The organism is Halomonas sp. BDJS001 (genome assembly GCF_026104355.1).
In the GTDB taxonomy this organism is placed as follows: Bacteria; Pseudomonadota; Gammaproteobacteria; order Pseudomonadales; family Halomonadaceae; genus Vreelandella.
The window spans coordinates 77,909-101,015 of record NZ_CP110535.1; the positions used below are offsets into that span (position 1 = coordinate 77,909).

22 protein-coding genes are annotated in these 23,107 nt (G+C 53.9%); 21 read left to right on the forward strand and 1 reads right to left on the reverse strand.

All coding sequences use genetic code 11. The features are described 5' to 3' along the window. Positions 1-3: 3 nt before the first annotated feature. Positions 4-336, forward strand: a complete 333-nt coding sequence (gene fliE / locus OM794_RS00370) for a flagellar hook-basal body complex protein FliE (RefSeq protein ID WP_022520939.1) — start codon at positions 4-6, stop codon at positions 334-336. Positions 337-347: 11 nt separating this feature from the next. Here the strand turns inward: fliE and OM794_RS00375 are convergent, their stop codons facing one another. Further along, a complete protein-coding gene (locus OM794_RS00375; protein ID WP_226250535.1) occupies positions 348-713 on the reverse strand; it encodes a flagellar protein FlaG in 366 nt (121 codons plus the stop codon). 326 nt (positions 714-1,039) lie between these two features. Between OM794_RS00375 and OM794_RS00380 the strand changes: the two genes are divergently transcribed. The 20 genes from OM794_RS00380 to flhA all read left to right on the forward strand — a co-directional run bounded on the left by OM794_RS00380 (position 1,040) and on the right by flhA (position 23,103). Beyond that, the gene (locus tag OM794_RS00380) at positions 1,040-2,728 is read left to right on the forward strand and encodes an HD domain-containing phosphohydrolase (protein WP_226250536.1); all 1,689 of its coding nucleotides are present in this window, start codon (positions 1,040-1,042) and stop codon (positions 2,726-2,728) included. Positions 2,729-2,933: 205 nt separating this feature from the next. Further along, positions 2,934-3,350, forward strand: a complete 417-nt coding sequence (gene fliS, locus OM794_RS00385) for a flagellar export chaperone FliS (protein WP_088702008.1) — start codon at positions 2,934-2,936, stop codon at positions 3,348-3,350. A 7-nt stretch (positions 3,351-3,357) separates the two neighbouring features. After that, positions 3,358-3,768, forward strand: a complete 411-nt coding sequence (gene fliT / locus OM794_RS00390; RefSeq protein ID WP_226250537.1) for a flagellar protein FliT — start codon at positions 3,358-3,360, stop codon at positions 3,766-3,768. Next, positions 3,765-5,168 (forward strand): flagellar hook-length control protein FliK, encoded by a 1,404-nt coding sequence (locus OM794_RS00395; RefSeq protein WP_226250538.1) that lies wholly within the window; start codon positions 3,765-3,767, stop codon positions 5,166-5,168. The genes fliT and OM794_RS00395 overlap by 4 nt, the downstream gene beginning before the upstream one ends. Further along, positions 5,152-5,445: an EscU/YscU/HrcU family type III secretion system export apparatus switch protein gene (locus OM794_RS00400; RefSeq protein ID WP_226250539.1), complete on the forward strand. Its 294-nt coding sequence runs from the start codon at positions 5,152-5,154 to the stop codon at positions 5,443-5,445. Before OM794_RS00395 ends, OM794_RS00400 begins: the two co-directional genes overlap by 17 nt. 106 nt (positions 5,446-5,551) lie before the next feature. After that, entirely contained in the window at positions 5,552-5,884 is a 333-nt protein-coding gene (flhD, locus tag OM794_RS00405) for a flagellar transcriptional regulator FlhD (RefSeq protein ID WP_226250540.1), read from the forward strand. Continuing rightward, positions 5,881-6,423 (forward strand): flagellar transcriptional regulator FlhC, encoded by a 543-nt coding sequence (gene flhC / locus OM794_RS00410; protein WP_088702012.1) that lies wholly within the window; start codon positions 5,881-5,883, stop codon positions 6,421-6,423. The genes flhD and flhC overlap by 4 nt, the downstream gene beginning before the upstream one ends. Positions 6,424-6,677: 254 nt before the next feature. Beyond that, positions 6,678-7,547, forward strand: coding sequence for a flagellar motor stator protein MotA (gene motA / locus OM794_RS00415; protein ID WP_088702013.1), 870 nt, complete (start codon positions 6,678-6,680; stop codon positions 7,545-7,547). Continuing rightward, positions 7,544-8,485, forward strand: coding sequence for a flagellar motor protein MotB (motB, locus tag OM794_RS00420; protein WP_226250541.1), 942 nt, complete (start codon positions 7,544-7,546; stop codon positions 8,483-8,485). The genes motA and motB overlap by 4 nt, the downstream gene beginning before the upstream one ends. A gap of 54 nt (positions 8,486-8,539) precedes the next feature. After that, on the forward strand, positions 8,540-10,639 hold the full coding sequence (cheA, locus tag OM794_RS00425; RefSeq protein ID WP_226250542.1) for a chemotaxis protein CheA: 2,100 nt from the start codon (positions 8,540-8,542) through the stop codon (positions 10,637-10,639). After that, positions 10,636-11,133, forward strand: a complete 498-nt coding sequence (gene cheW / locus OM794_RS00430; RefSeq protein ID WP_088702016.1) for a chemotaxis protein CheW — start codon at positions 10,636-10,638, stop codon at positions 11,131-11,133. Before cheA ends, cheW begins: the two co-directional genes overlap by 4 nt. A 121-nt stretch (positions 11,134-11,254) precedes the next feature. Next, positions 11,255-12,538 carry a methyl-accepting chemotaxis protein gene (locus tag OM794_RS00435; protein ID WP_226250620.1) on the forward strand — a complete coding sequence of 428 codons (1,284 nt, stop codon included), beginning with the start codon at positions 11,255-11,257 and terminating at the stop codon, positions 12,536-12,538. Positions 12,539-12,597: 59 nt separating this feature from the next. Then, positions 12,598-14,748, forward strand: a complete 2,151-nt coding sequence (locus tag OM794_RS00440) for a PAS domain-containing methyl-accepting chemotaxis protein (protein WP_226250543.1) — start codon at positions 12,598-12,600, stop codon at positions 14,746-14,748. Beyond that, positions 14,745-15,617 carry a CheR family methyltransferase gene (locus OM794_RS00445; RefSeq protein WP_226250544.1) on the forward strand — a complete coding sequence of 291 codons (873 nt, stop codon included), beginning with the start codon at positions 14,745-14,747 and terminating at the stop codon, positions 15,615-15,617. The genes OM794_RS00440 and OM794_RS00445 overlap by 4 nt, the downstream gene beginning before the upstream one ends. A gap of 91 nt (positions 15,618-15,708) precedes the next feature. After that, positions 15,709-16,770, forward strand: a complete 1,062-nt coding sequence (locus OM794_RS00450) for a protein-glutamate methylesterase/protein-glutamine glutaminase (RefSeq protein ID WP_088702019.1) — start codon at positions 15,709-15,711, stop codon at positions 16,768-16,770. Positions 16,771-16,829: 59 nt separating this feature from the next. After that, positions 16,830-18,536 carry a methyl-accepting chemotaxis protein gene (locus tag OM794_RS23225; protein ID WP_320442897.1) on the forward strand — a complete coding sequence of 569 codons (1,707 nt, stop codon included), beginning with the start codon at positions 16,830-16,832 and terminating at the stop codon, positions 18,534-18,536. Between the two features lie 86 nt (positions 18,537-18,622). Beyond that, positions 18,623-19,012 (forward strand): chemotaxis response regulator CheY, encoded by a 390-nt coding sequence (gene cheY, locus OM794_RS00465; RefSeq protein WP_088702021.1) that lies wholly within the window; start codon positions 18,623-18,625, stop codon positions 19,010-19,012. Positions 19,013-19,053: 41 nt separating this feature from the next. Next, positions 19,054-19,749 carry a protein phosphatase CheZ gene (gene cheZ / locus OM794_RS00470; protein ID WP_088702022.1) on the forward strand — a complete coding sequence of 232 codons (696 nt, stop codon included), beginning with the start codon at positions 19,054-19,056 and terminating at the stop codon, positions 19,747-19,749. 103 nt (positions 19,750-19,852) lie between these two features. Then, positions 19,853-21,019, forward strand: a complete 1,167-nt coding sequence (flhB, locus tag OM794_RS00475) for a flagellar biosynthesis protein FlhB (RefSeq protein ID WP_226250545.1) — start codon at positions 19,853-19,855, stop codon at positions 21,017-21,019. Beyond that, positions 21,016-23,103 carry a flagellar biosynthesis protein FlhA gene (gene flhA, locus OM794_RS00480; RefSeq protein WP_226250546.1) on the forward strand — a complete coding sequence of 696 codons (2,088 nt, stop codon included), beginning with the start codon at positions 21,016-21,018 and terminating at the stop codon, positions 23,101-23,103. Before flhB ends, flhA begins: the two co-directional genes overlap by 4 nt. Positions 23,104-23,107: the final 4 nt, after the last annotated feature.

A 23,107-nucleotide genomic window follows, 5' to 3' on the forward strand; every position in this document is an offset into this window, starting at 1 on the left:
CGTATGAGTACTCCCGCAATACAGGCTGCGCTACAACAGATGCAAGGCATGGCGACCCAAGCGGCATCCACGCAGCCCCTTAGTGGTGCTCAGGCGTCAGCCGCTGTTGGTCAAGGAGGGTTTGGCGGCGAGCTGCAGGCGTCGATCCAGCGTATTAACCGGCTTCAGCAAACGGCGAATAGTCAGGCGATGGCCTTTCAGGCAGGTGATCCCAATTTGCAGCTCAATGACGTAATGGTCGATATGCAGAAGGCTAGCGTTGCTTTTCAAATGGGGCTTCAGGTTCGCAACCGCTTGGTTTCTGCATATCGTGATGTTATGAACATGCAGGTTTAGGCTTTTTGGTCTCAAGCCTCAATGGAAATGATTCGCCCGTTCATCTCTTCTAATCGCTCTGCAATGGCGAGTACTTCTTCTGCTGGTATCTGGCGTATGACCTCTCCAGACTCCCTGTCTATAACCCGCGTAATCACGCGTGAGGTCTCTTCGCTTAATTCGAACTCTAAGCCATGTGGACGCATAATCTCGTTAATGCGCTGAATGGGTTGGACGAGTTCGTCAGCAGATGTTTCCTGCTCGGTTGTTTCTGTGTTTTTAAGCTGGGTGTTCGTTGGGGCTAGCTGAGCCAGTGTGTTTTCTAGCCGCTGACGTGGGTTTAAATGGCTTAGGGTCGATGACAGTGTCGGAATTGCTTCGGTAGGTAGGGAGCTCATGGGCACGTTCCTTTTTAAAGTCAGCTTTGGCAGCCAGTTAGTGGTGCAATAGCGTGAAACGGCAGCCATAGCTCGGATTTTTGCTAGTTAATAAGCGTTTCTACACTGTTATCGGCAGGATGCTAAAAAACTTTACACTTACCGGCATGGCGTTGTGTTTGCTTGTTGTCGGTACCGACTATATAACCTCCTGTGTCTGCTTGCTATAGCCTGCCTGATAAGTATGAAAACAGTGGCTTTTTGTGCATACGCCGCGCTGGTGGCATCTGATATGCTTCTCCGCTTTGCGGTGAATTGATTAACGCATAAGAGTAAGTGAGGCGAGAATGGTGGCGCAGCAGGATGAGTTTGAAACAATAGCAAGCACAACAGTGATCGAGTCTCTGCTGAATGCCTTGATAGAGACGGGCGGTGTGTCACTCTGCCTTGCCGCTCCGGGTGCACGCCCAGAGCCTATTGTGTTGATGGAGCAGCACCTGGGGCAGGTTCTGGTGATGGATCTCTCATCGGTTGATTATTTGCTTCACCACCTTCAGGGTGGGGCTGCTTTCTATTTGCGCGGGCAGGCGCAGGGTAAAGTAATCCAGACGCCGCTGCTGCACCTGACGGAGACGCGCCAGGCTGGAGGGCGCTTTTTATGTTGCAGCGATTATCCTGCATCCTTGGACGTGTTGCAGCGTCGTGAGTCCTTTCGCGCTGAGCTGCGCATGGGGATGGTGGTGTCGGCAGGTTTATATGGTGATGATGTTGAGATAGAGGGTGAGCTGCGGGATTTGTCCCAAGATGGCTGCCAACTTGAGTTGCCATTGGCGGCCAGCGGTCTGTTGGCCGAGGCCGCTAATCCTCTGAAGATGGCGTTTACCTTCCCTGATGGGACTTATTTCGAAGTGCTTGGAGAAGCTCGTCATCAAAAGACAGATGCTGAGCGGCACTTGCTTCGTGTTGGTTTCAGCTTCGTTGAGTGTAGCGCGGAGCAAGAGCGGCAAATTTGGTATTTCGTATGTGAAATAGAGCGCGAGGCGGCTCGCTATAAAAAAGAGGAGCAGGGCGAGCGTCAGCCCTCTCCACTGTTCGCCCTGCCAAGCAAGCGATCGGGTGCTGGAGAGCTGCTTGGGCGCCGTGACGTCAGGCGCTACGCTACCCCTATGGCGCGTCGGCTGGTAAAAGTTGCTGCCTACTTGGATGCGCAATTACTGGCATTACAGCAAGGTAGTGATATCGATGGGCGCCAACTCTCCCGCTATGCGGATCGCATACTTGATCTTCACGAAGAGGATCGCGAAGCGCTGCTATTCGCATCACGCTGTTTATCTCCTGAGCCTTTAATCGTGCGCCACGGTATTGCGGTAGCCATTCATTTGCTCGATTTTGTAGGTGCCAGCATGCCCCGCGAGCTGCGCAAGGCGATAGTGGCTAGCGGTCTCGTACATGATCTTGGCAAAGCGCTGGTTCCTCAGGTTCTGTTTAAAGCGCCACACTTTGAAGCGAGTCATCGAAAAGCGATCAGTGAGCATGTTCCATTGCTACTTGATCGTTTGCAGGGCTGTCAATGGCTGTCGGCAGGAGTGGCTCAGGCGGTGATTGGTGGGATTAATGAGCGCATGGATGGTAGCGGCTATCCAGGTGGGCTGAGTGGGGCTGACCTCAGTGAATTGGCTAAAGCGAGTGCTGTTGTCGACGTCGTAGAGGCAATGCGTCGTGACCGTACAGATCGGTCTGCTAAAACAGCGCAGCAAATTTATCGTCATTTATTGCAGCACCCCCACCACTTTGATACGCGCTGGATCAAGCGCTACATCGATCATTTTAAGGGGCTGCCAGTGGGCTCGCTGGCGCGCTTCTCCAGTCAGCAGCAGGGTTGGATATTACGCATTGATGCTAAGGGCAACCCCACTGAGGTATTGCTTGCGCCACAGGTTGAGCCGCCCATGCGTGACAATGTGGGGGTGGTTGTACGGGATAATATTGCTGAGCGACTGGGTCGAACAGTAGGTGAGATCGCCGTGTCTACCTGAGGGCGGTAGCGGGGCGTTAGTGAGCAATAGGCGCTAGTTGTTGTCATAGTAATGCTGAAAAAAAAAGCGCTATGTGTCATTAAAGTCACCTGGATCCGCGCCGATAGTTACTCATAGTGCAGTACGTCGTTTATTTTTGTCTTTTACTATCCGTGGTTTCTCACTATCTAAGGTGGGCATAAAACCACGCACAGGAGTTCCGCTTATGACTTACTCTCGCGGTGGCGCCGCCTATGGGCGAGGAGCTAACGCTTATGCGCGTGTCGGCGTAGAAAGCGGAGTGATGTCGGCAGACCCACATCAGCTTATCGTCATGTTGTTTGATGGTGCCCAGGCTGCTATCCGTGCTGCGCGTATTCATATTCAGGCAGGCAATACAGTCGAGAAAGGGAAGTCGATCTCGAAAGCGCTTGATATCGTTAATAACGGCCTTGCCGCCGCCCTTGATCAAGAGAAAGGTGGCGAAATTGCCGAGCGCTTAGCCTCCCTTTATGACTATATCGCTCGCCTGCTGTTGGCGGCGAATCTGCGTAATGATGAAGAGAGCTTAAACCAGGCCGAGCGCCTTCTCGAAGATATCGCTTCAGCCTGGCGTGATATCGGTCAACAGCAGAGCGCGTGAGGCAATAATGTCAGCATCTACACCTGCTCATGATAAAAATGCTCAACAGACGTTGCTCGCTAGCTATGAAACGCTATTGAGCCGCGTTGAATATATGCATGAACTTGCCAATGCCGAGCAGTGGGCAGAGCTGATTGATCAGCGTACAAGCTATGTGGTGCTGGTGGAGCAACTGCGTGAGCTGGATTCTAACGTTGAGCTTGATGCGGCTGCCCAGCAGCGGAAAGTAGAGCTAATTGAGCGTATTCTTGAGCATGATGTGGAGATTCGGCGTCGTTTGGTGTCTCGTCGTGATGAGTTGGGCAAGCTAATTGAAGTTTCTCAGCGTCAGCGAGACTTGCACCGTGCTTATGCACCCCAGCAAGGCACTGCGGTAGCCTACGAGGCGGATGATCCTGACGCTACGAGGTCATCGTGAGCGGTATCACTCCCCTTATTGATACGCTTTTGCACCAGGTGCTGGGGCGGCAAGGGGAGTTGTCGTTGCAGCGGGCGCTGGATCAGCCCGTAAAGCCTGTTCACCCAGGCCAGGGGCCGCGGGCAGTGATGGGCGATGCGAATTTGGATGGGCGGGCGTCACCATTAAGCGATTTAAAACGGTTGCCACTTCCCGCCGAAGGAGGGCGAACGCAGCCCCGCGGTGATGCGGCGAACTCCCCCCCGGGCTCTACACAGACACATTTTAGCCCTGCAGCGAGAACCATCGCTGATGTTCTGCTGCGGTTTCCCGCGCCTCCTTCGGTAATGCGACCAGAAGCGCCTCTTGTTAGCAGTCAGGAAACCCCAACGGCGAGTGCGGTAGCAACGCGCTTAGAGGCCAGTATTCGCGATAGTGGTCTGTTTTATGAGTCGCACCTAAAGCGCTGGTTTCAGGGGGAAGGAACCCGCCAGCAGCTAATGAACCAACCGCAGATGCAGCCTGGCCCTCGTTCACTTGCTGCGCTTTTGCCGACAAGCTTGAGTGGGGCTCCCTCTGCGCAGGCGCCTCCAGCTTCTGCACCTCCATCTACAGCAGCATCCTCGGTTGCTGTGTCTACAGCTGCCCCATCTGCTGGTTCCCCAGCAGCGTTGGCTTCAGCGCCGCTGGCGCCGTTGGCAGCTCCGCCAGTGGTGCAGGGCGTGGGAATGACGATTTTGCCTAATGTGCCGCTAATACCTGTAGCCCATGAGCAGGGCTTAGCAGCCCGCTTGGCGGGAGGGGGGCCTCATTTTGTAGCAACTGGTTCGACGGCTGCGTCGGCTACTACTACTCAGGCTCCTGCTGTGGCTTCGCCGGTGTCGTCTAACCCCGCCCAGGCTGGTTCTGTTGCAACGCCCGCCGAGGTGCGCGACGGGCATCAGGCTAGGGCAGAGATAAGCCAGGCTCGGGAGGTCGCAGAGTTGATGGCCCATCGCCCAGCTCGCGAGGTCGTCCACGAAAGCTTGCAGAGTCTCGTACGCCAGCAGCTTGAAATGCTGGTGATGCCGACGATTCGCTGGGAAGGCGATGTCTGGGCAGGCATTTTTATGGCCTTGGTCATCAACCTGCCTGCCCGCGAGGAGGGGGCGGAGGGCAAGGAGAAAGAGGGCGAGCAGGATGGTGGGTGGCGCTCTGATATGCAGCTAGACGTTCCCAACTTGGGAGCCTTCAATGCATCCCTTTGGCTTTATCGAAATGTGCTGAGTATCGATTTCACTACCGACAGCACAGAGGTTTATCAGCGTATCGATGCCGGGTTGCCCGCACTAGAGAAGCGGCTAAGCGCTTTAGATTTGCAAAAAGTGCAGCTTCGCGCACGCCATATCGAAGCGGAGGCAGCCTATGGTAACGCCGGGTGAGCGTCGCCGCCAAGCCGTTGCCTTGGCTTATCAGGAGAATGATCGCGCGCCTCGTGTAGTGGCGAAAGGCTATGGGGATTTGGCCGAGCGTATTATGGCAGAAGCACATCGCCAGGGTATTTATGTGCATGATGCCCCCGAGCTGGTAGCGCTTTTAATGCAACTGGACTTGGACGCAGAAATTCCCCCGGGCCTTTATCAAATTGTCGCAGAACTGCTGGTATGGGTGTTCGAGTTATCAGAAGAAGGGCTAAGTCATCGTGAAATGCCTGAGTAGCCAATTACAGACATTGTGTGTAACCATGAGGTTCGGTAATAAAAAGTCATTAACGGCGCCAGTATAATGGTCACAACATCGCGCCTGAGTCGTTTAATGGGACATCATGAGTCAAACCAACTTTCTCGATGAAATTCAGGAAATAAATTTAGCTTATTTGCTTCTGGCGCAGCGCTTGCTTGATGAAGATCGTGAGGCTGCTATGTTTCGATTAAAAATAGATAGCGATGTCGCTGATCTGATTGTGTCGCTGAGCGCGCGCCAACTGACCAAGCTGGCGCGAACCAGTCAGTTGCTGTGCCGGTTTAGTCAAATGAGTGCTGAGCGGCTTCGCCAGCTCACTGATAATCCTCGCGATCAGGGCCTGGCTGGTTTACATGCCTCGTTGTTATTGGCTGGAGAAACATTTGAGCCAATGCCATCGGAGGACACAAAATGAGCCAGAAAAGCTTGATCGATGAAATGCACCAAGTGCAGTTGGCAATCGAATTGATTGAGCTGGGGGCACGGTTGCAGGTGCTGGAAACAGAAACAGAATTGAGCCGTACGCGTTTGATCAAGCTTTATAAGGAAGTGCGGGGTATGTCTCCCCCCAAGGGGATGCTGCCTTTTTCCACTGACTGGTTTATTACCTGGCTTCCCAATGTTCATTCGTCCCTGTTTTACAATATTTATTTAAGCCTCAAGGACGCGGCAGGTTGCGATCGAATCGATGCCTTTGTCAAAGCGTATCGGCTCTATGACGAACAAATGTCGCTGGAAAAGGTAGAGCCGGTACTTGGGCTGACCCGAGCTTGGACGTTAATACGTTTTTTCGAGAGTGATTTACTCCAGCTTAATCTATGCACACGCTGTGGCGGGCGGTTTGTGGCGCATGCCCACAGCCCTGCTCAGCATTACGTCTGCGGCATATGTCAGCCACCTTCACGGGCGGGGAAAACACGCAAAGCACAGCAAGAGAATAGTGAAAAAATGTAACAACCTCATCGACCTCGCCACCAATAGCAAAAATTAGGGTATAAGACGTAGTGATGAGTACTTGGTCGTAAAGTGTGAGCGTATCGGCGTAGATAGCTGCAAAAGTTAGCGATACTTTTTAATTAGACAATAGCTTAGCCCTAGTATAATCGGGTGTAAGTGATGCTTGGGATGGAACAACTCTTAAACATCAGAACAGGTGGCTAAGTTTTGGTTCCCTTACATTAATACTGAATACCGCAAGGACTCTGCTTGTGCTGATACCTCTAGGCTATGTAATCGTATTGCTGTCCGTCTTTGGTGGCTATGTGCTGGCAGGTGGCAGCTTAGGCCCCCTGTACCAACCCCTTGAACTCCTCATCATTGGCGGGGCTGGTGTTGGTGCATTCATTGCAGCGAACAATGGCAAGGCGATTAAAGCCACATTTAAAATTCTGCCCCGGCTCAAGCGCGCAAAAAAATATAACAAAACACTTTATATGGAGCTAATGGCTCTGCAGTTCAAATTATTGTCCAAGATTCGTCGTGAGGGGATGTTAGGCATTGAGCGGGATATTGATAATCCGCAAGAGAGCCCTCTATTTCAGGAGCATCCTACAGTACTGGCTGATCCTCATATCATGAATTTCCTAACGGATTACCTGCGCTTAATGGTTAGTGGTGGTATGGAGCCCATGGAAATCGATGAGCTAATGCTGCATGAGATTGAAGTCTTTGAGCAGGAGGCTCATGTGCCCATTGACGCGATTGCCAAAGTGGGCGATGCAATGCCGGCTTTCGGCATCGTGGCGGCGGTGATGGGGGTTGTTAAAACACTTACCTATGCCGACGCCTCACCGAGCCAGATGGGCGAGATGATTGCTCACGCGCTGGTAGGTACCTTCCTGGGTATTTTGTTGGGCTATGGTTTTGTCAGCCCCCTTGCAAGCTACATTGACCGGCAGGCTAAAGAAGCTGAAAAAATGCTCCAGTGTATTCGCATCACGCTGCTGGCCAGTTTGCATGGTTACGCGCCGCAGTTGGCGGTTGAGTTTGGCCGCAAGGCACTATTTACTGCCGAGCGCCCAAGCTTTATCGAGCTTGAAGAGTACGTGAGGGATGCAAAAAAGGCCGGTAGCGCATGAGTAAGGGTGGTGACAAGCGTCCGATCGTCATTCGGCGCAAAAAAGTCGTCCATGCCCACCACGGTGGCGCTTGGAAAATAGCCCTAGCGGACTTTATGACCGCTCTCATGGCTTTCTTTTTAGTGTTGTGGATTTTAAGTATCGCCAGTGAAGAAGAGCGGCGGGGCGTAGCGGAATATTTTAGCACCCCCCTCGTCAGTGCTATCACCGGCGGGGATCGCTCTGGTAGTACCAGTGCAATTCCTGGCGGCGGGCCGGATCCTACCCATAGCGATGGGGAGCGGGCACGCATTGATAGCGCTCAGCGCACTCGCCCAAGCATGCAGGAGCGCAACTTCTTCAGGAATTTGCAACAGCGTATCGAGCGAGCCATTGAGCGAGATCCCGAGCTGCGCCAGTTGCGCAATCAAATGCGTTTTGATTTAACCCGCGAAGGGCTACGTATACAGCTGCTGGATACCGATCAGCGTCCCATGTTTGAGTTAGGTAGCGATCAGGTCGCCCCTTATATGCGTAGCCTGTTACGCACTATTGCGCCGCTGTTAAACGAGCTTCCCAATGAGCTAAGTATCAGTGGCCATACCGATAGCGTTCCCTATGCGGGTGGCTATCGCGGCTACAGTAACTGGGAGCTTTCCAATGACCGCGCTAACGCATCGCGCCGTGAGCTTATTGCGGGTGGCTTTGATCCAGATCAACTACTGCGTGTATCGGGCTTTGCGGATCGCGCGTTGTTGCCCGAGACTGAGCCAACCGACCCGATTAACCGACGCATAGAGCTGGTGGTGCTCTTCCCTGAGATTGCTGATGCGATTCGCAATCCCTCGGTAATGGAACCCGGAACTGCATCGCCGGAGGCTTCAATCGAAGCGTTAGAAGCTGCAACCGAAGTGCCAATTGAATCAACACAACAAGACGAGCCTCAGGCGCAAGAGTAACCCTGAGCCTGTCATAGCCTTTCACATAAAAGCGACGTTAAGGTGGAGCGGTGCATGGATATAGCGGATTTTTTTGACACCTTTTTTGAAGAGGCTGAAGAGCTGCTGTCGGATATGGAACAGCACTTACTGGAGCTGGATGTTGACGATCCAGACAGTGAGCAGCTCAATGCTATTTTCCGTGCCGCCCACTCGATCAAGGGGGGAGCGGGAACCTTTGGTTTTACCGTGCTACAGAAAACCACGCATATTTTGGAAAACCTCCTTGATTATGCACGTAAGGGTGAACTGACGCTGCGAGCCGATCTCGTGGATACCTTTTTAGAGGCTAAAGACATCATGCATGAGCAACTCGACGCCTATCGCAGCGAAGAGGAGCCAAATCAAGAGGCATTTGAGCGCATTTGCCAAACGCTGCAACAAATTGCCCTGGATGAAATCGGTCAGCAGTTAGATGGGCCGGCTCCCCCTGCTGTTGAAACCAAGGCACCACCAGCGCCTGAGGTCAGTGCGGAACAAAGCGCTGAAGCAAACACTAACGCACAGAGTGGCGCAGCCGGACATCTGTTAGTAGCGCTACTTAACGTTGCAGATAAAGACCGTGCCTTGCTGGTTGAGGAGTTAGAGCAGCTCGGCGAAGTGCAGTCTCAATCCGGCGACGAAAAGCGCTACGAGGTTATCCTCAAAAGTAGCGACAGTGCTGACGATATTGAAGCTGTCATGTGCTTTATTATCGAGCCGGATCAGATTGAAATTTCGGCGGTAGAGGGTGCCGCTGTTGAGCCCAAGGTGACGGCCGAGCCGCCAGCACCAGCGCCATCTGCACCAGCACCAGAAACAAAATTGGCAGAACCCGCTGCGAAGAAAGCTCCGGCGAAAGAAGCGGCTAAAGAGAAACCGAAAAAAGCCGCCGCTGAGTCGTCGTCAATTCGCGTATCGGTAGATAAAGTTGACCAGATTATCAACCTGGTGGGTGAGCTGATCATCACTCAGTCGATGCTCGATCAAACGGTTAGCGATTTAGAAGATCAGTCAGTTGGCAATGCCTCGCTGCAAAATGGCATGAGCTTGCTACAGCGGAATGCTCGCGATCTCCAGGAAGCGGTCATGTCGATTCGAATGATCCCCATGGAGTTTGTCTTCAGCCGCTTCCCGCGCGTAGTACGTGACACGGCCGGTAAGCTGGGCAAAGAGATCGAGTTAATTACTGAAGGCAAGTCGACCGAGCTGGATAAGAGCTTGGTGGAACGAATCACCGATCCGTTAACGCATTTGGTACGTAACAGCCTTGATCACGGCGTGGAAATGCCTGATGTGCGCGAAGCCATTGGTAAGCCGCGGATCGGTAAACTGACCCTCTCTGCACGGCATCAGGGCGGCAATATCCTGATTGAGGTGCGCGATGATGGGGCCGGCATGGATCGTGATCGGCTGCTTGCCAAAGCGCGTGAAAACGGCCTCAGCGTATCGGACACCATGACCGATGAAGAGGTGTTCCAGCTCATTTTTGCGCCTGGCTTCTCAACCGCAAAAGAAGTGACCGACGTATCTGGACGTGGCGTGGGCATGGATGTGGTGAAGCGAAATATCCAGAGCATGGGCGGTCGCGTTGAAATTCAGTCGAAGCTGGGGGAGGGCACCAATACCCGTATCGTCTTGCCGCTGACGCTGGCGATTTTGGACGGTATGTCAATTAAGGTCGGTGGCGAGACGTTTATCCTCCCGCTTTCCACTGTGCTTGAGTCGCTTCAGCCCTCTAAAGACGATATGTACGCCATGGCCGGTGACGACGTGGTGATCAAAGTACGTGACGAATATCTGCCCGTGATTGCCATTCACGAAGTGCTGAATGTCGAGAATGCGATTACCGATCCCACCAAAAGCATCGCTGTCATCGTACAGGGCGAAGGCCGTCGCTACGCCATGTTGGTCGATGAACTGATTGGGCAGCAGCAGGTTGTGGTCAAAAACCTGGAAGACAATTACCGCAAAGTACCTGGGATCTCGGCCGCGACCATTTTAGGCGACGGTAGTGTTGCGTTGATTCTGGATATTACTGGTTTACACCGCCTGAGCCGATATAAAAAAGAGGCAGGCAAAAAAGTAGTAAACAATCAAAACCTTTCATCTTTTAAGGAGGCTGAGCCGTCATGAGTCAAGCCAAAAATGGTGCGGTGCTAGCCGCAGAAGCCGAAAATCGCGAATTCCTGGTGTTCTCACTGGGTGATGAAGAGTACGCCATTGATATTTTGAAAGTGCAGGAGATCCGTGGCTACGAAAACGTAACGCGAATTGCCAATGCGCCAGATTTTATCAAAGGCGTTACCAATCTACGTGGCGTTATCGTACCGATCGTGGATCTGCGCATTAAGTTTCATTTCGATAAGGTCGAATATGGCGGCCAGACGGTGGTGATCGTCGTCAATGTTGCAGACCGGGTGGTTGGCATCGTCGTAGATGGGGTTTCTGACGTGATGACACTGACCCCCGATCAGATTAAGCCAGCACCGGAATTTGGCGTTACCCTTTCGTCTGATTTTCTCAGCGGGCTGGGCAGTCTGGATGACCGCATGCTGGTACTTGTGGATATCGATAAACTGCTCACCAGCGACGAGATGGCGCTGGTGGAGAGCACCAGCAACCAGTAAGACTGCCCAAGCATGGCACAGGGAGCGTGCCTGATCCGTTTTACCTAATGATGCATTCTCGCGCTACGGAAGGTGCTTGCGAGTGCCATTTGTGCGTGGAGAAAAGGGCGTGACACAGCTAATGCGGCAGTTAATGAACAATATGACGGTACGTTTAAGTTGGGGCTTAGTATTAGCGACCCTTTCGGTACTTGTCTTAATTGCCAGTGGTATCGGCCTTTATGCCCTGCACCATGGTGCATCAATCGTGCAAGCATCTAACGATATTCAGGCGCAACAGGCTGCTTTTGGCGCTTTTGCCGCATCGGTTCGCTGGGCGCTACTCGGCGTTGTGGTAATGACTATTGCCACGGTTATCGTGGTTATCTGGGGAGTAACGGCCAATGTCCTGCGCCCGTTAGACCGTTTGGTGGGCTATTTTGAGCGCATGGCGCAAGGGGATTTAAGCCAGGCGATCACCTCACCGGGTAATAATGAGATAGGGCGGCTTTATAGCGCCATGGCCCATATGCAGGGCTCGCTGTCACAAACGGTAGGCACCGTGCGTACCAGCGGTACCTCAATCTATGAGCGGTCACAGCAAATTGCCAGTGGTAATAACGATCTCTCTTCGCGCACGGAACAGCAGGCGACCTCGTTAGAAGAGACGGCTTCCAGTATGGAGCAGCTCGCCTCCACGGTGGGCCATAACGCTGAAAATGCGCGCCAGGCCAGCCAGCTGGCTGGAAGCGCCACTCTGACGGCCCGCCGCAGCGGGGAAGAGGTCGGTGAAATCGTCAGTACCATGCAGGATATCAGCGCAAGTTCGCATCAAGTTGCTGACATTATTACCGTTATCGACAATATTGCGTTTCAGACCAATATTCTAGCGCTGAATGCGTCGGTGGAAGCGGCGCGTGCTGGCGAGCATGGCAGGGGGTTCGCCGTGGTGGCACAGGAAGTACGCAGCTTAGCCAGTCGCAGTGCCGCTGCCGCAAAAGAGATTCGCACACTGATTGATGCCTCGCTCAGCAAGGTGGATATCGGCACCCAGTGTGTCAATCAAGCCGGTCAAACCATGCAAGATCTGGTGGGCGCTGTGCAGCGCGTCAGCGATATTATGGATGAAATCGCCGCCGCTTCTGAGCAGCAAAACAGTGGTATAGGGCAAGTGAACCAGGCCGTGGCACAAATGGATCAGGTCGTGCAACAGAATGCCCAGTTGGTTCAGCAGGCCGCGCGAAGCGCCAACGAACTAGAAAGTGAAGCGGCACGGTTACGCGAGGCTGTGGAGCGCTTTCGGGTCACTGAGGCCTCCGTCCAGCGCGCTCCAGCAACCCCGGCCCTTATGCCTTCGGCAGCGCCAAGCCTTCCCACTCGACACAAACAGCCAGCAGAAGCGGCCGAGGAGTGGGCATCATTTTGAGTTGTTTGGTAGGGCAAACAAACTCTTTGTTAACAATAAAACACTAATAAGGGAACACCATGCGTAATAACCAGCCAGTCTCTCAGCGTGAAATTGAGCTAAAAGAGGATGACTTCTTAGTCTCCCGTACCGATACCAAGGGTCGCATCACCTATGCCAACCCTGCGTTTATCGACATTAGCGGCTTTGAACATGAAGAGTTGATAGGTGCGCCGCATAACCTAATACGCCACCCGGATATGCCGCCAGCGGCTTTTGAAAATCTCTGGCAAACGGTCAAAACGGGTGAAACGTGGCGCGGGCTGGTCAAAAATCGCTGTAAAAATGGCGACCACTACTGGGTAAATGCCAGTGTGACGCCGATTGTCGAAGATGGACAAGTCGTGGGCTACACCTCGGTGCGCGTGCAGGCAAGTCGTGAAGCGATTGCCCAGGCGGAGCAGGCGTACGCTGACATACGCGAAGGTCGCAACAAGCGGTTCTACTTAGATAAAGGCCGGTTACGCCAGAAAGGGGTGATTAAGCGTTTGGCCCGGGTTCGCCTGGATACCATTCGTGCCAAGTTGGTCGGCATGATTGTCGTGGCTGGACTTCTGCTGTTAATCAGCGGAGGCCTGGGCTTGTATGGCTTGAATGTATCGGGTGAACGCTTGGGGCAGCTGAATAATGACGGTCTGCGTGACGTTATTCGCCTTCAACAAATCGACCAAACCATTGCTCAGACCCGCCAAGCGATGATTGAGCCGGAGCGTATGGAACTGATCAATCAACGTTTTGAGATGGGAGAAAGTGTACAGGAGAATGCTGCGACGGTCGCTGAGGCTTGGCAGGAGTACTACTCACGGGAGGTCAATGCGACGGAGCTGGCTGCCGAGTTCGATCAACAGCTACAGGCATTTTTGCAAAATGGTATGGGTCAAGCCGCTAGCGTCCTGCAGGCGGAAGAGACCTACCAAGCCTTTACCGGTCTGGATGCGGTAATCGCTGTGATGACCAACGAGGGCCGCGTCCTCTCAGGCATGGTGAATCAACTAATTGCCCAGAAACAGCAAGCAGCTGAAGCCATGGCCGATGAAGCACAGCAAGGTCAAACCACGATGCTGGGCGCCCAGGCCATCGTCCTTGGCATTGGCCTGCTGCTACTTATTTTGATTGGCGTGGTTACCTTGCGGGCGATTACCCGACCATTAAAAAGCGCTGCAGGTTTTACGCTGCAAATTGCTGGCGGTAATTTGGCCGCTAAAGTGCCTGCCATGCGCCGCGATGAGGTGGGTCAGTTAATGGACTCACTGAACACCATGCGTAAAAGCCTAAGCAGCATCATCGCCGACGTTAAAAGCGGCATTGACGTGGTGACACCGGCTGCTCAGGACATCGCTAGTGGTAACGAAGAACTCTCGTCGCGTACCGAGCAGCAGGCGGCCTCTTTGCAGCAGACTGCTTCCAGCATGGAGGAGATGACCGCTACCGTGCGGCAGAACAGCGAAAACGCTCAAGAAGCCCGTCGTCTAGCCGATAATAATGCTATCCAGGTGACGAATACTGGCGAGTTGATGACGCAGCTGGTTGATAGTATGCAGCGGATTACTCAAAGCTCCCAGCAGATGGCCGATATTATCAATGTGATCGATTCAATTGCGTTTCAGACCAATATTTTGGCGCTGAATGCCTCGGTTGAAGCGGCACGTGCAGGCGAGCATGGGCGGGGGTTCGCCGTGGTAGCTGAAGAAGTGCGTAATCTGGCGGGCCGCAGCGCCGGCGCTGCTCAAGAAATCCGTGGTCTGATCGATGGTTCTAACCATGAAGTGAGCGCGGGGGCTAGTTTAGTAACCAAGGCTGAAGCCGCGATTAGCGAAGTGGCGGAAGCCGCACGTAGCGTGACCCAAATTATGCACGAGATATCGGCTGCCTCTGAAGAGCAAAGCCATGGCATTGCCCAGGTTAACCAGGCAGTGGCAGAGATGGATCAAGGCACCCAGCGCAATGCTGTGCGGGTGCAGGAAACCGCACGTGCGGCGGTTTCCCTGGAGAAGCAGGCAGGGTTACTAGCGCTGTCAGTGGAAGCATTTCGATTAAATAGTCAAGGGGCGTTACGTCCGCCAGCAGATACAGCAACCAAGCACGCTGCTCAACTGCCTAGCACCGCGCCGTCGAATAAGTCGCCCGTTAAACGGCAAACAGCCTCAATAGAGGAGTGGGAAGAGTTTTGACCGAACAACGTGAACGGGTTGTAGACGCTGGTCAGTGGACATCAAGCAGCCAGATTGAGCGCGATCTAGTACTGACTGATGCAGATTTTACGCGTATTCGCGAGCTGATTTATCAGCGCGCAGGTATTGTGTTGGCAGAGCATAAGCGTGAAATGGTGTATAGCCGCTTGGCAAAGCGGCTGCGCCACCATGGCATGACGCGCTTTACCGATTATCTGGTACGCCTTGAGCGCCAGCCAGAAGCTAAAGAGTGGGAAGCGTTTACCAACGCGCTAACCACTAACCTCACGGCCTTTTTTCGTGAAGCGCATCATTTTCCGCTGCTGGCTGAGCATATAAAGAACAAGCAAGACCCGGTGGCTATTTGGTGTTCAGCCGCCTCCACCGGGGAGGAGCCCTACTCGCTGGCAATGACGTTGTTGGAAACGCTGGGCCCGAAGGCGTCACAAGCCAAAGTGATCGCCACTGATATTGATACTGACGCATTGGCCAGGGCGCGTGCAGGCGTTTACCCCCTGGAACAGGTACGCAAAATTGATGAGGCGCGAGTCAAGCGGTTCTTTCAGAAAGGCACGGGCAATCATGCAGGCTTTGCCCGGATCCGCCCGGAAGTCTCTGCCTTAGTCGAGTTTCTGCCACTTAATTTGCTAGCACCGCAATGGCCGATTAAAGGCCCTTTTGATGCGGTGTTCTGCCGAAACATCATGATTTATTTTGATAAAGATACTCAATCAAAAATTCTTAAACGGTTTGCGCCACTGATGAAGCCCGATGGCTTGCTGTTTGCAGGTCACTCAGAAAACTTCTCGTATATCAGCGATGCGTTCAAACTGCGTGGCCAGACTGTTTATACCGTGGTCAAAAAATGAACAAATATCGTGTCTTTAAGATCGCTTTAGGCGCTGTGGCTCCGGCGGTTGCAATCACACATCAGGCGTCTATAGCAAGAGGAGGCGTGCTTTGAGCGCAGCCAAGATCAAAGTATTGTGTGTCGATGATTCGGCGCTAATCCGCGATTTGTTAACAGAAATTATTAATTCTCAGCCCGATATGGAAGTCGTTGCGGTAGCCCCCGACCCCATTGCCGCCAGGGATTTGATCAAGCAACACAATCCTGATGTGTTAACTCTTGATGTGGAAATGCCGCGTATGGACGGCTTGGATTTTCTCGAGCGTTTAATGCGTCTGCGGCCTATGCCGGTGTTAATGGTGTCGTCACTCACCCAAAGCGGCTCAGAAATCACCCTGCGTGCACTTGAGCTGGGAGCGCTGGATTTTGTCGCCAAGCCGAGCCTGGGCATCCGCAACGGAATGATGGAGTACGCCGACGAAATTGCCGAAAAGCTGCGTGCTGCGGCGCGCTCCCGCCCCCGTCAGGCGCGGCATAAAAATACACCGCCGCCAGCTGCCTTGAAGGCACCGCTGGTATCGAGTGAAAAGTTGATTATTATCGGCGCGTCCACTGGTGGCACGGAAGCCATTCGAGCGGTGCTTGAGCCGCTACCGGCGAATGCCCCGGCGATCTTGATTACCCAGCATATGCCTGGCGGCTTCACCCGCTCGTTTGCCGAACGACTGGATCGGCTATGCAGGATTACCGTTAAAGAAGCTACCGATGGCGAGCGAATCCTACCTGGGCATGCTTATATCGCACCGGGCGATCAGCACCTCAAGCTGGCGCGAAGTGGTGCTAACTACGTGGCACGCTTAGACGACGGCCCACCGGTTAACCGCCACCGCCCATCCGTTGACGTGCTGTTCCACTCAGCGGCTCAGCATGCGGGTAAGAACTCCATCGGCGTGATTCTGACGGGGATGGGCAAGGATGGCGCGGCAGGGCTGCTTGAGATGCGCCAAGCGGGTGCGCCCACCATTGCCCAGAATGAGCAGTCCTGCGTGGTTTTCGGTATGCCGCGAGAAGCCATTGCGATGGGGGGGGCGGTGGAAGTGGTGGCTTTGGATGAGATCCCCTCGCGGATGATGGCGCTGATCGCCGCCTCTGGCCGCGCTCAGCGTGTGTAGTGTGCCGTTTGTATAAGAACTAATCATAAAAACTTAATAAGCTCGCAAGGGAACTCACAATGAATCGTTTACTGCGCAACTTGAGTATTCACGCCGCTGTGGTTGCGGCACTTAGCTGCTTTGTCGTGCTTATTTTAGTGATTGCGGGCTTGGGTGTTGTGGCCGACCGCGATGCACAAAACAATCTTGATACACTGAGCAATATTAGCGGCGCACAACTCAATGAGATTAACCGCGCTGACTCGCTGCTAAACCAGGCCATGTTGGCGATGGAAACGGCTTCTAACTACCTGATGGTGGGCCAAACCCGGCAGTCCAATGAACAGGTTGATATAGCGGGCAATCGTATAGAGCGTGCTGAACAGCGATTTGCGCGCTTTGCGGCAAATTCATTCTCTCCACAGGGCGAGGCATTGGCAAAACCCCTTATTGAAGATTTCAATGCTGTTATGGGGTTGGTTAAGCAGCAGCATGAAACCTTTGAGTATATGGATTTAACCAGCTACAACACCCTGCGCGAGGAGTTGGAGGAGCCATTAATGAGTTTGTCTGAAAGTATGACCGCATTTGTTGGTTATGGCTTCCAGCGGGTAGATACCATTCGAGCCGATGCGCAAGCCCAGAGTCATCTGTTTAATATTATCAAAACTGCGGCGGTGCTCTTTGTTCTAGCGATGACCCTGGTCATTTACTTTGGGTTACGCCGCACGGTGATTGCGCCGTTAAGAGGAGCGGTTCAACGCCTGGATGCGATAGCCGAGGCGGATTTAACCAATCCTGTGCCAGAAGCGGGTAAAAACGAAATTGGTCGTCTGTTTGGCGCGATGGGCACAATGCAGCAAAACCTCATCAATATCGTTGGTCGGGTGCGTGAAGGCAGTAACGAAATTCACCATGGCACCCGTGAGATTGCCAGCGGCAACGCTGACCTCTCTTCACGTACGGAGCAGCAGGCGGCATCGATTCAGCAGACCGCGGCCAGCATGGAAGAGATGACCGCGACGGTTAAGCAGAACGCTGATAATGCTCGCCAGGCCAGCACCCTGGCAGCTGACGCCTCCACCACGGCTGAACGCGGTGGTCAAGTGGTGGAACAGGTGGTGCAGACCATGCACGGCATTTCCACCAGCTCGAAAAAAGTCGCTGATATTACCAGCGTTATTGACTCGATTGCCTTTCAAACCAATATTTTGGCACTCAATGCCTCAGTAGAGGCCGCCCGTGCCGGCGAGCAGGGCCGGGGCTTTGCGGTGGTGGCGGGGGAAGTACGCAATTTGGCCAGCCGTAGTGCGGATGCGGCCAAAGAGATTAAAACCCTGATCGATGCCTCGGTGACCCAGATCCAGCAAGGTTCTACTCTGGTCGAGCAGGCGGGCACCACGATGTCGGATGTGGTGACTGCGGTACGCCGCGTCACCGATATCATGGATGAAATTTCTGCTGCTTCCCAGGAGCAGAGTGACGGCATCGAGCAGGTGAGTCAGGCCGTGGGGCAGATGGATCAAGTCACCCAGCAAAACGCTGCACTGGTACAGCAAGCCTCTGCGGCGGCGGCCTCGCTTGAGGAGCAGGCCAACCGGTTGGAACAAGCGGTAGCTGTCTTTAAGCTATTAGGTGTGCAAGGTGCATCACATCAGGCGCTACCCGCTTCGTCACCCATAACGAACGCGATGCCTGCTCCCAGGGTTGACCAACAGCAGACGAGTCGGCCGGCGTCAAGCGTAACGAACATGAAGAGTGGGAAGAATTTTGAAGAACAGCTGTAGAAACAGTTCTAAGAGACCGTTTTAAACCCCTGACTGTACTTTTCAGTCGCCTCCGTGCCATATACTGATTGATTAGAGGATGACCCATGGCAGATAAGAATATGAGTTTCCTGGTTGTAGACGACTTTCCCACTATGCGTCGGATCGTGCGTAGTCTGCTTAAGGAGCTGGGCTTTACCAACGTAGATGAAGCCGAAGATGGCCAAGATGCGCTTAATAAACTGCGTTCAGGCAATTTTGAATTCGTCGTTTCCGATTGGAATATGCCGAATCTGGACGGCTTGGAAATGCTCAAGGAGATCCGCCAGGATGAGGCGCTGAAAGACCTGCCCGTGTTGATGGTGACCGCAGAAGCGAAGAAAGAGAACATCATAGCGGCCGCTCAGGCGGGCGCTAACGGCTATGTCGTCAAGCCGTTCACTGCCGCTACCCTTGAAGAGAAGCTCAACAAGATCTTCGACAAACTGGGTATGTGAGTGACTGGGCCTATGTGCTTGGTTAACGAGGAGACAACATTATGAGCCAGAATGAGCAGTCCGATTCTGCCCAATCGTCCGAACAAGCCGCTGAAGATCTAATTCATCGCATCGGCAAGTTGACGCGTATGCTGCGCGAGAACATGCGTGAATTAGGGCTTGATAAAGAGATTGAGAAAGCGGCTGAAGCCATCCCCGATGCACGCGACCGCCTGCACTATGTCGCTACCATGACGGAGCAGGCAGCAGATCGAGCGCTCAATGCCGTTGACCGTGCGCAGCCGCTGCAGGATCAATTGTCAGACCGGGCGGAGGCGCTGGATAAGCGCTGGGCCGAGTGGTTTGAAGCGCCGAAAGAGCTGGATGAGGCGAAAGCACTCGTCGTCGAGACCCGCACTTATCTCAGCGATGTGCCCGATGTGGTGTCAGCCACTAACAAAGAACTGATGGAAATCATGATGGCCCAGGACTTCCAAGACCTGACCGGCCAAGTGATTAAGAAGATGATGGACGTAATCCATGAGATCGAGCATCAGCTGGTTCAGGTGCTCATTGATAACGCGCCGGGCGCCCATGCACGAGAAACGCTGCAGCGCAAGGCCGAGGATCAGTGGAAAAGCGACAATGCACGGCGTAACGAAGACCTTTTGAATGGGCCGCAAGTGAAGGATAATGTTCCGGATACCGTCTCTGGACAAGACCAGGTAGACGATTTGTTGGACGAATTAGGCTTTTAACGCGCGTTATTAAACGCCCCCTGGGCGTGCAAGCACGCTATTCAGCCGTCCCTATGGACGCTGAATACGTGATAAGCTTCGCTTCACCTGGCCGGATACCCGTATGGCAGATAACGATAGCGACCAGGAAAAGACTGAAGAGGCCACGCCCAGGCGCAAAGAGAAAGCCCGTGAAGAGGGCCAGGTTGCCCGTTCCCGCGAGTTAAACACGTTTCTGCTACTGCTGGGTGGTGTGGTTGGCCTCTACAGCATGGGCAAAATGCTCTACGACCAGTTGGGCGCGGTGATGGAGCAGGCTTTCTTGTTTGAGCGTCGCCAAGCAATGGAAAGTACCCCGATGCTGGTCAACGCCCTGGATCTTGGTCAGCGCACGCTATTTGCCATGATGCCGCTGTTTTTACTGTTAGCGGTGATTGCGTTGGTTGCGCCCGGGCTGATGGGGGGGTGGCTGATATCGGCTAAATCGATGCAGCCCAAATTTTCCAAGCTAAACCCTATTAAGGGCGTAAAGCGCATCTTCTCCACCCAGGCATTGATCGAATTGGCCAAAGCGATCGCCAAGTCGGCTCTGGTCGGGGGCGTCGCTGCGACCTTTTTGTATTTCAACATCGGCAAATTTATGGCGCTAATGGATCAGCCTATCCAGCAAGCGCTGACCAACGCTCTAACCATGGCGGCGCAGGCAGCTGGGCTCATGGTGATGGTATTGATAGTGGTCATTTTGATCGATGTCCCTTTCCAGCTTTGGGATAATGCCAAGAAGCTGCGCATGAGTCAGGAAGAGATCAAGCGTGAGCATAAGGAGTCTGAAGGCGACCCGCATGTGAAAGCGCGCATACGCCAGCAGCAACAGGCCATGGCGCGGGGCAGGATGATGAGCAAGGTACCCGATGCGGACGTCATCATTACCAACCCCACGCACTACGCGATAGCACTGACTTATCAGGAAGGCAGCATGGGTGCCCCGCGGCTGGTGGCAAAAGGGGCCGATGCGGTGGCCGCGCGTATTCGCGAAATTGGTGAAGAGGCCGGTGTACCGCGATTGGAGGCGGCGCCATTGGCACGTGCCCTCTATCATCACGTGGATCTAGAGGCGGAGGTGCCGGCTGAACTGTATACCGCAGTGGCGGAAGTAATGGCCTGGGCCTATCGCCTCAAGCAAGTCGCAAAACAAGGAGGCGAGGTGCCCCCAATCCCCGATAACCTGCCGGTACCACCGGAGATGGAAAGCCCCGGGCAAGGCGCCGGTGGTAATGAGGCGCAACCATGAAAGGCTTGAGTCAGCTAGTAGGTCGGCGTGACTGGATGAGCGATGTGCGCATGAAGCTGCTGGTCGGCCCGCTGCTCATCCTAATGATTTTGGGCATGATGATTGTGCCCTTGCCCCCCTTTGCTCTGGATTTACTCTTCACCTTCAATATCGCGCTGGCCATTATGGTGTTAATGGTCAGCATGTTTACCCAGAAGCCGCTGGACTTTGCGGCCTTCCCTGCCGTGTTGCTATTCACCACGCTGCTGCGTCTGTCTCTCAATGTGGCTTCTACCCGGGTGGTGCTCATGGAGGGCCATCAAGGCGGTGCGTCGGCGGGTAAGGTCATTGAAGCGTTCGGGGCATTTCTGGTCGGCGGTAATTTCGCTGTGGGTCTGGTGGTCTTCCTGATTCTCGTCATCATCAACTTTATGGTTATCACCAAAGGTGCTGGCCGTATTGCTGAAGTGGGTGCACGTTTTACCCTGGATGCAATGCCGGGTAAGCAGATGGCCATCGATGCTGATCTGAATGCCGGCTTAATCGGCGAAGAAGATGCCAAAAAGCGCCGTGCCGAGGTTGCTCAAGAGGCTGATTTCTTTGGCTCGATGGACGGCGCCAGTAAGTTTGTCCGTGGTGATGCCATTGCCGGTTTGGTCATTATGGTGGTCAATATCATCGGCGGGCTGATGATTGGCATGCTGCAGCACGATATGAGCTTTGGCGCTGCTGGTCAGACCTATATGTTACTGGCCATCGGTGACGGTCTGGTGGCGCAAATTCCTGCCCTGGTGATCTCGACCGCAGCGGGTGTCACGGTATCCCGGGTAAGTACCGAGACGAACGAAGATATTGGCCAACAAATGCTCAGCCAACTGTTCGTTAATCCGCAGGTACTAATTTTGGCCGCCGTGGTGATGGGCCTGTTGGGCATGGTGCCTGGTATGCCCAATCTAGTATTTCTATTTTTTACTGCGCTCTTGGCGGGCTTGGCATGGTTTCTTATGCGCCACAAGGAAAAGGCGTTGGTCAAAGAGGAGATCGCCGCGGCCCCTGTGCCTCTGCAAGAGACCCCCGAAGCGAGTTGGGAAGATGTGCAACTGGTCGATACCCTGGGCCTGGAAGTGGGGCATCGCTTAATCCCGCTGGTCGATTCGCGCCAAAAAGGCGAGTTGCTTGGGCGGATTAAGAGCGTGCGTAAGAAATTCGCTCAAGAAGTAGGCTTCCTGCCGCCGGTGGTGCATATACGCGATAATTTGGAGCTGCCGCCTAACGCCTATGTGCTCTCCATGAAAGGCGCCGAGATTGGCCGCGCCGAGGCGCAGCCGGGTAAATGGCTGGCGATCAACCCAGGGCAGGTTTCCGGTGAGCTGCAGGGCACCCATACCCAGGATCCTGCCTTTGGTTTGCCCGCTGTCTGGATTGATAGCAACCAGCGTGAACACGCTCAGGTGTATGGCTACACCGTGGTGGACGCCAGTACCGTCATAGCGACCCACTTGAACCATCTGCTGCACCGCCATTCGCCCGAGATGCTGGGCCGTCAGGAAGTCCAGAAGCTGCTGGATAAAATGGGTGATGATCAGAAAGCCCTGGTCGAAGAGGTGATCCCGAAAGCTATTTCGCTGACGGTGTTGCAGCGTATCCTGCAAAATCTGCTCGATGAAGATGTCTCTATCCGCGATATGCGCACTATTCTCGATACCCTGGCGGAGTATGCCACCCAGCAAAAAGATCCTAACGAACTGACGGCGCTGGTGCGTGTTTCTCTGGGGCGGGCCATTGTCCAGCAGTGGTTTGCAGGGCAGGAGACGCTTAATGTTATGGGCCTGGATGCCCAGCTGGAGCAGGTGCTGGTACAGGCCATGAACGGTAACGGCGCCATGGAACCCGGGTTGGCAGAAACGCTGATGACTCAGGCGCAGCAGGCGCTGGAGCGTCACGAAAGCTCCGGCGAGCCGCCGGTGCTGGTTGTGCAGCACTCGCTGCGGGCGGTGCTTTCGCGCTTTTTGCGCCGCCGTCTACGCCATATGTCGGTGTTGTCCCAGGCTGAAATCCCTGATGACCGCACATTAAGAGTGACGACAATAGTCGGCGGACGTTAATGAC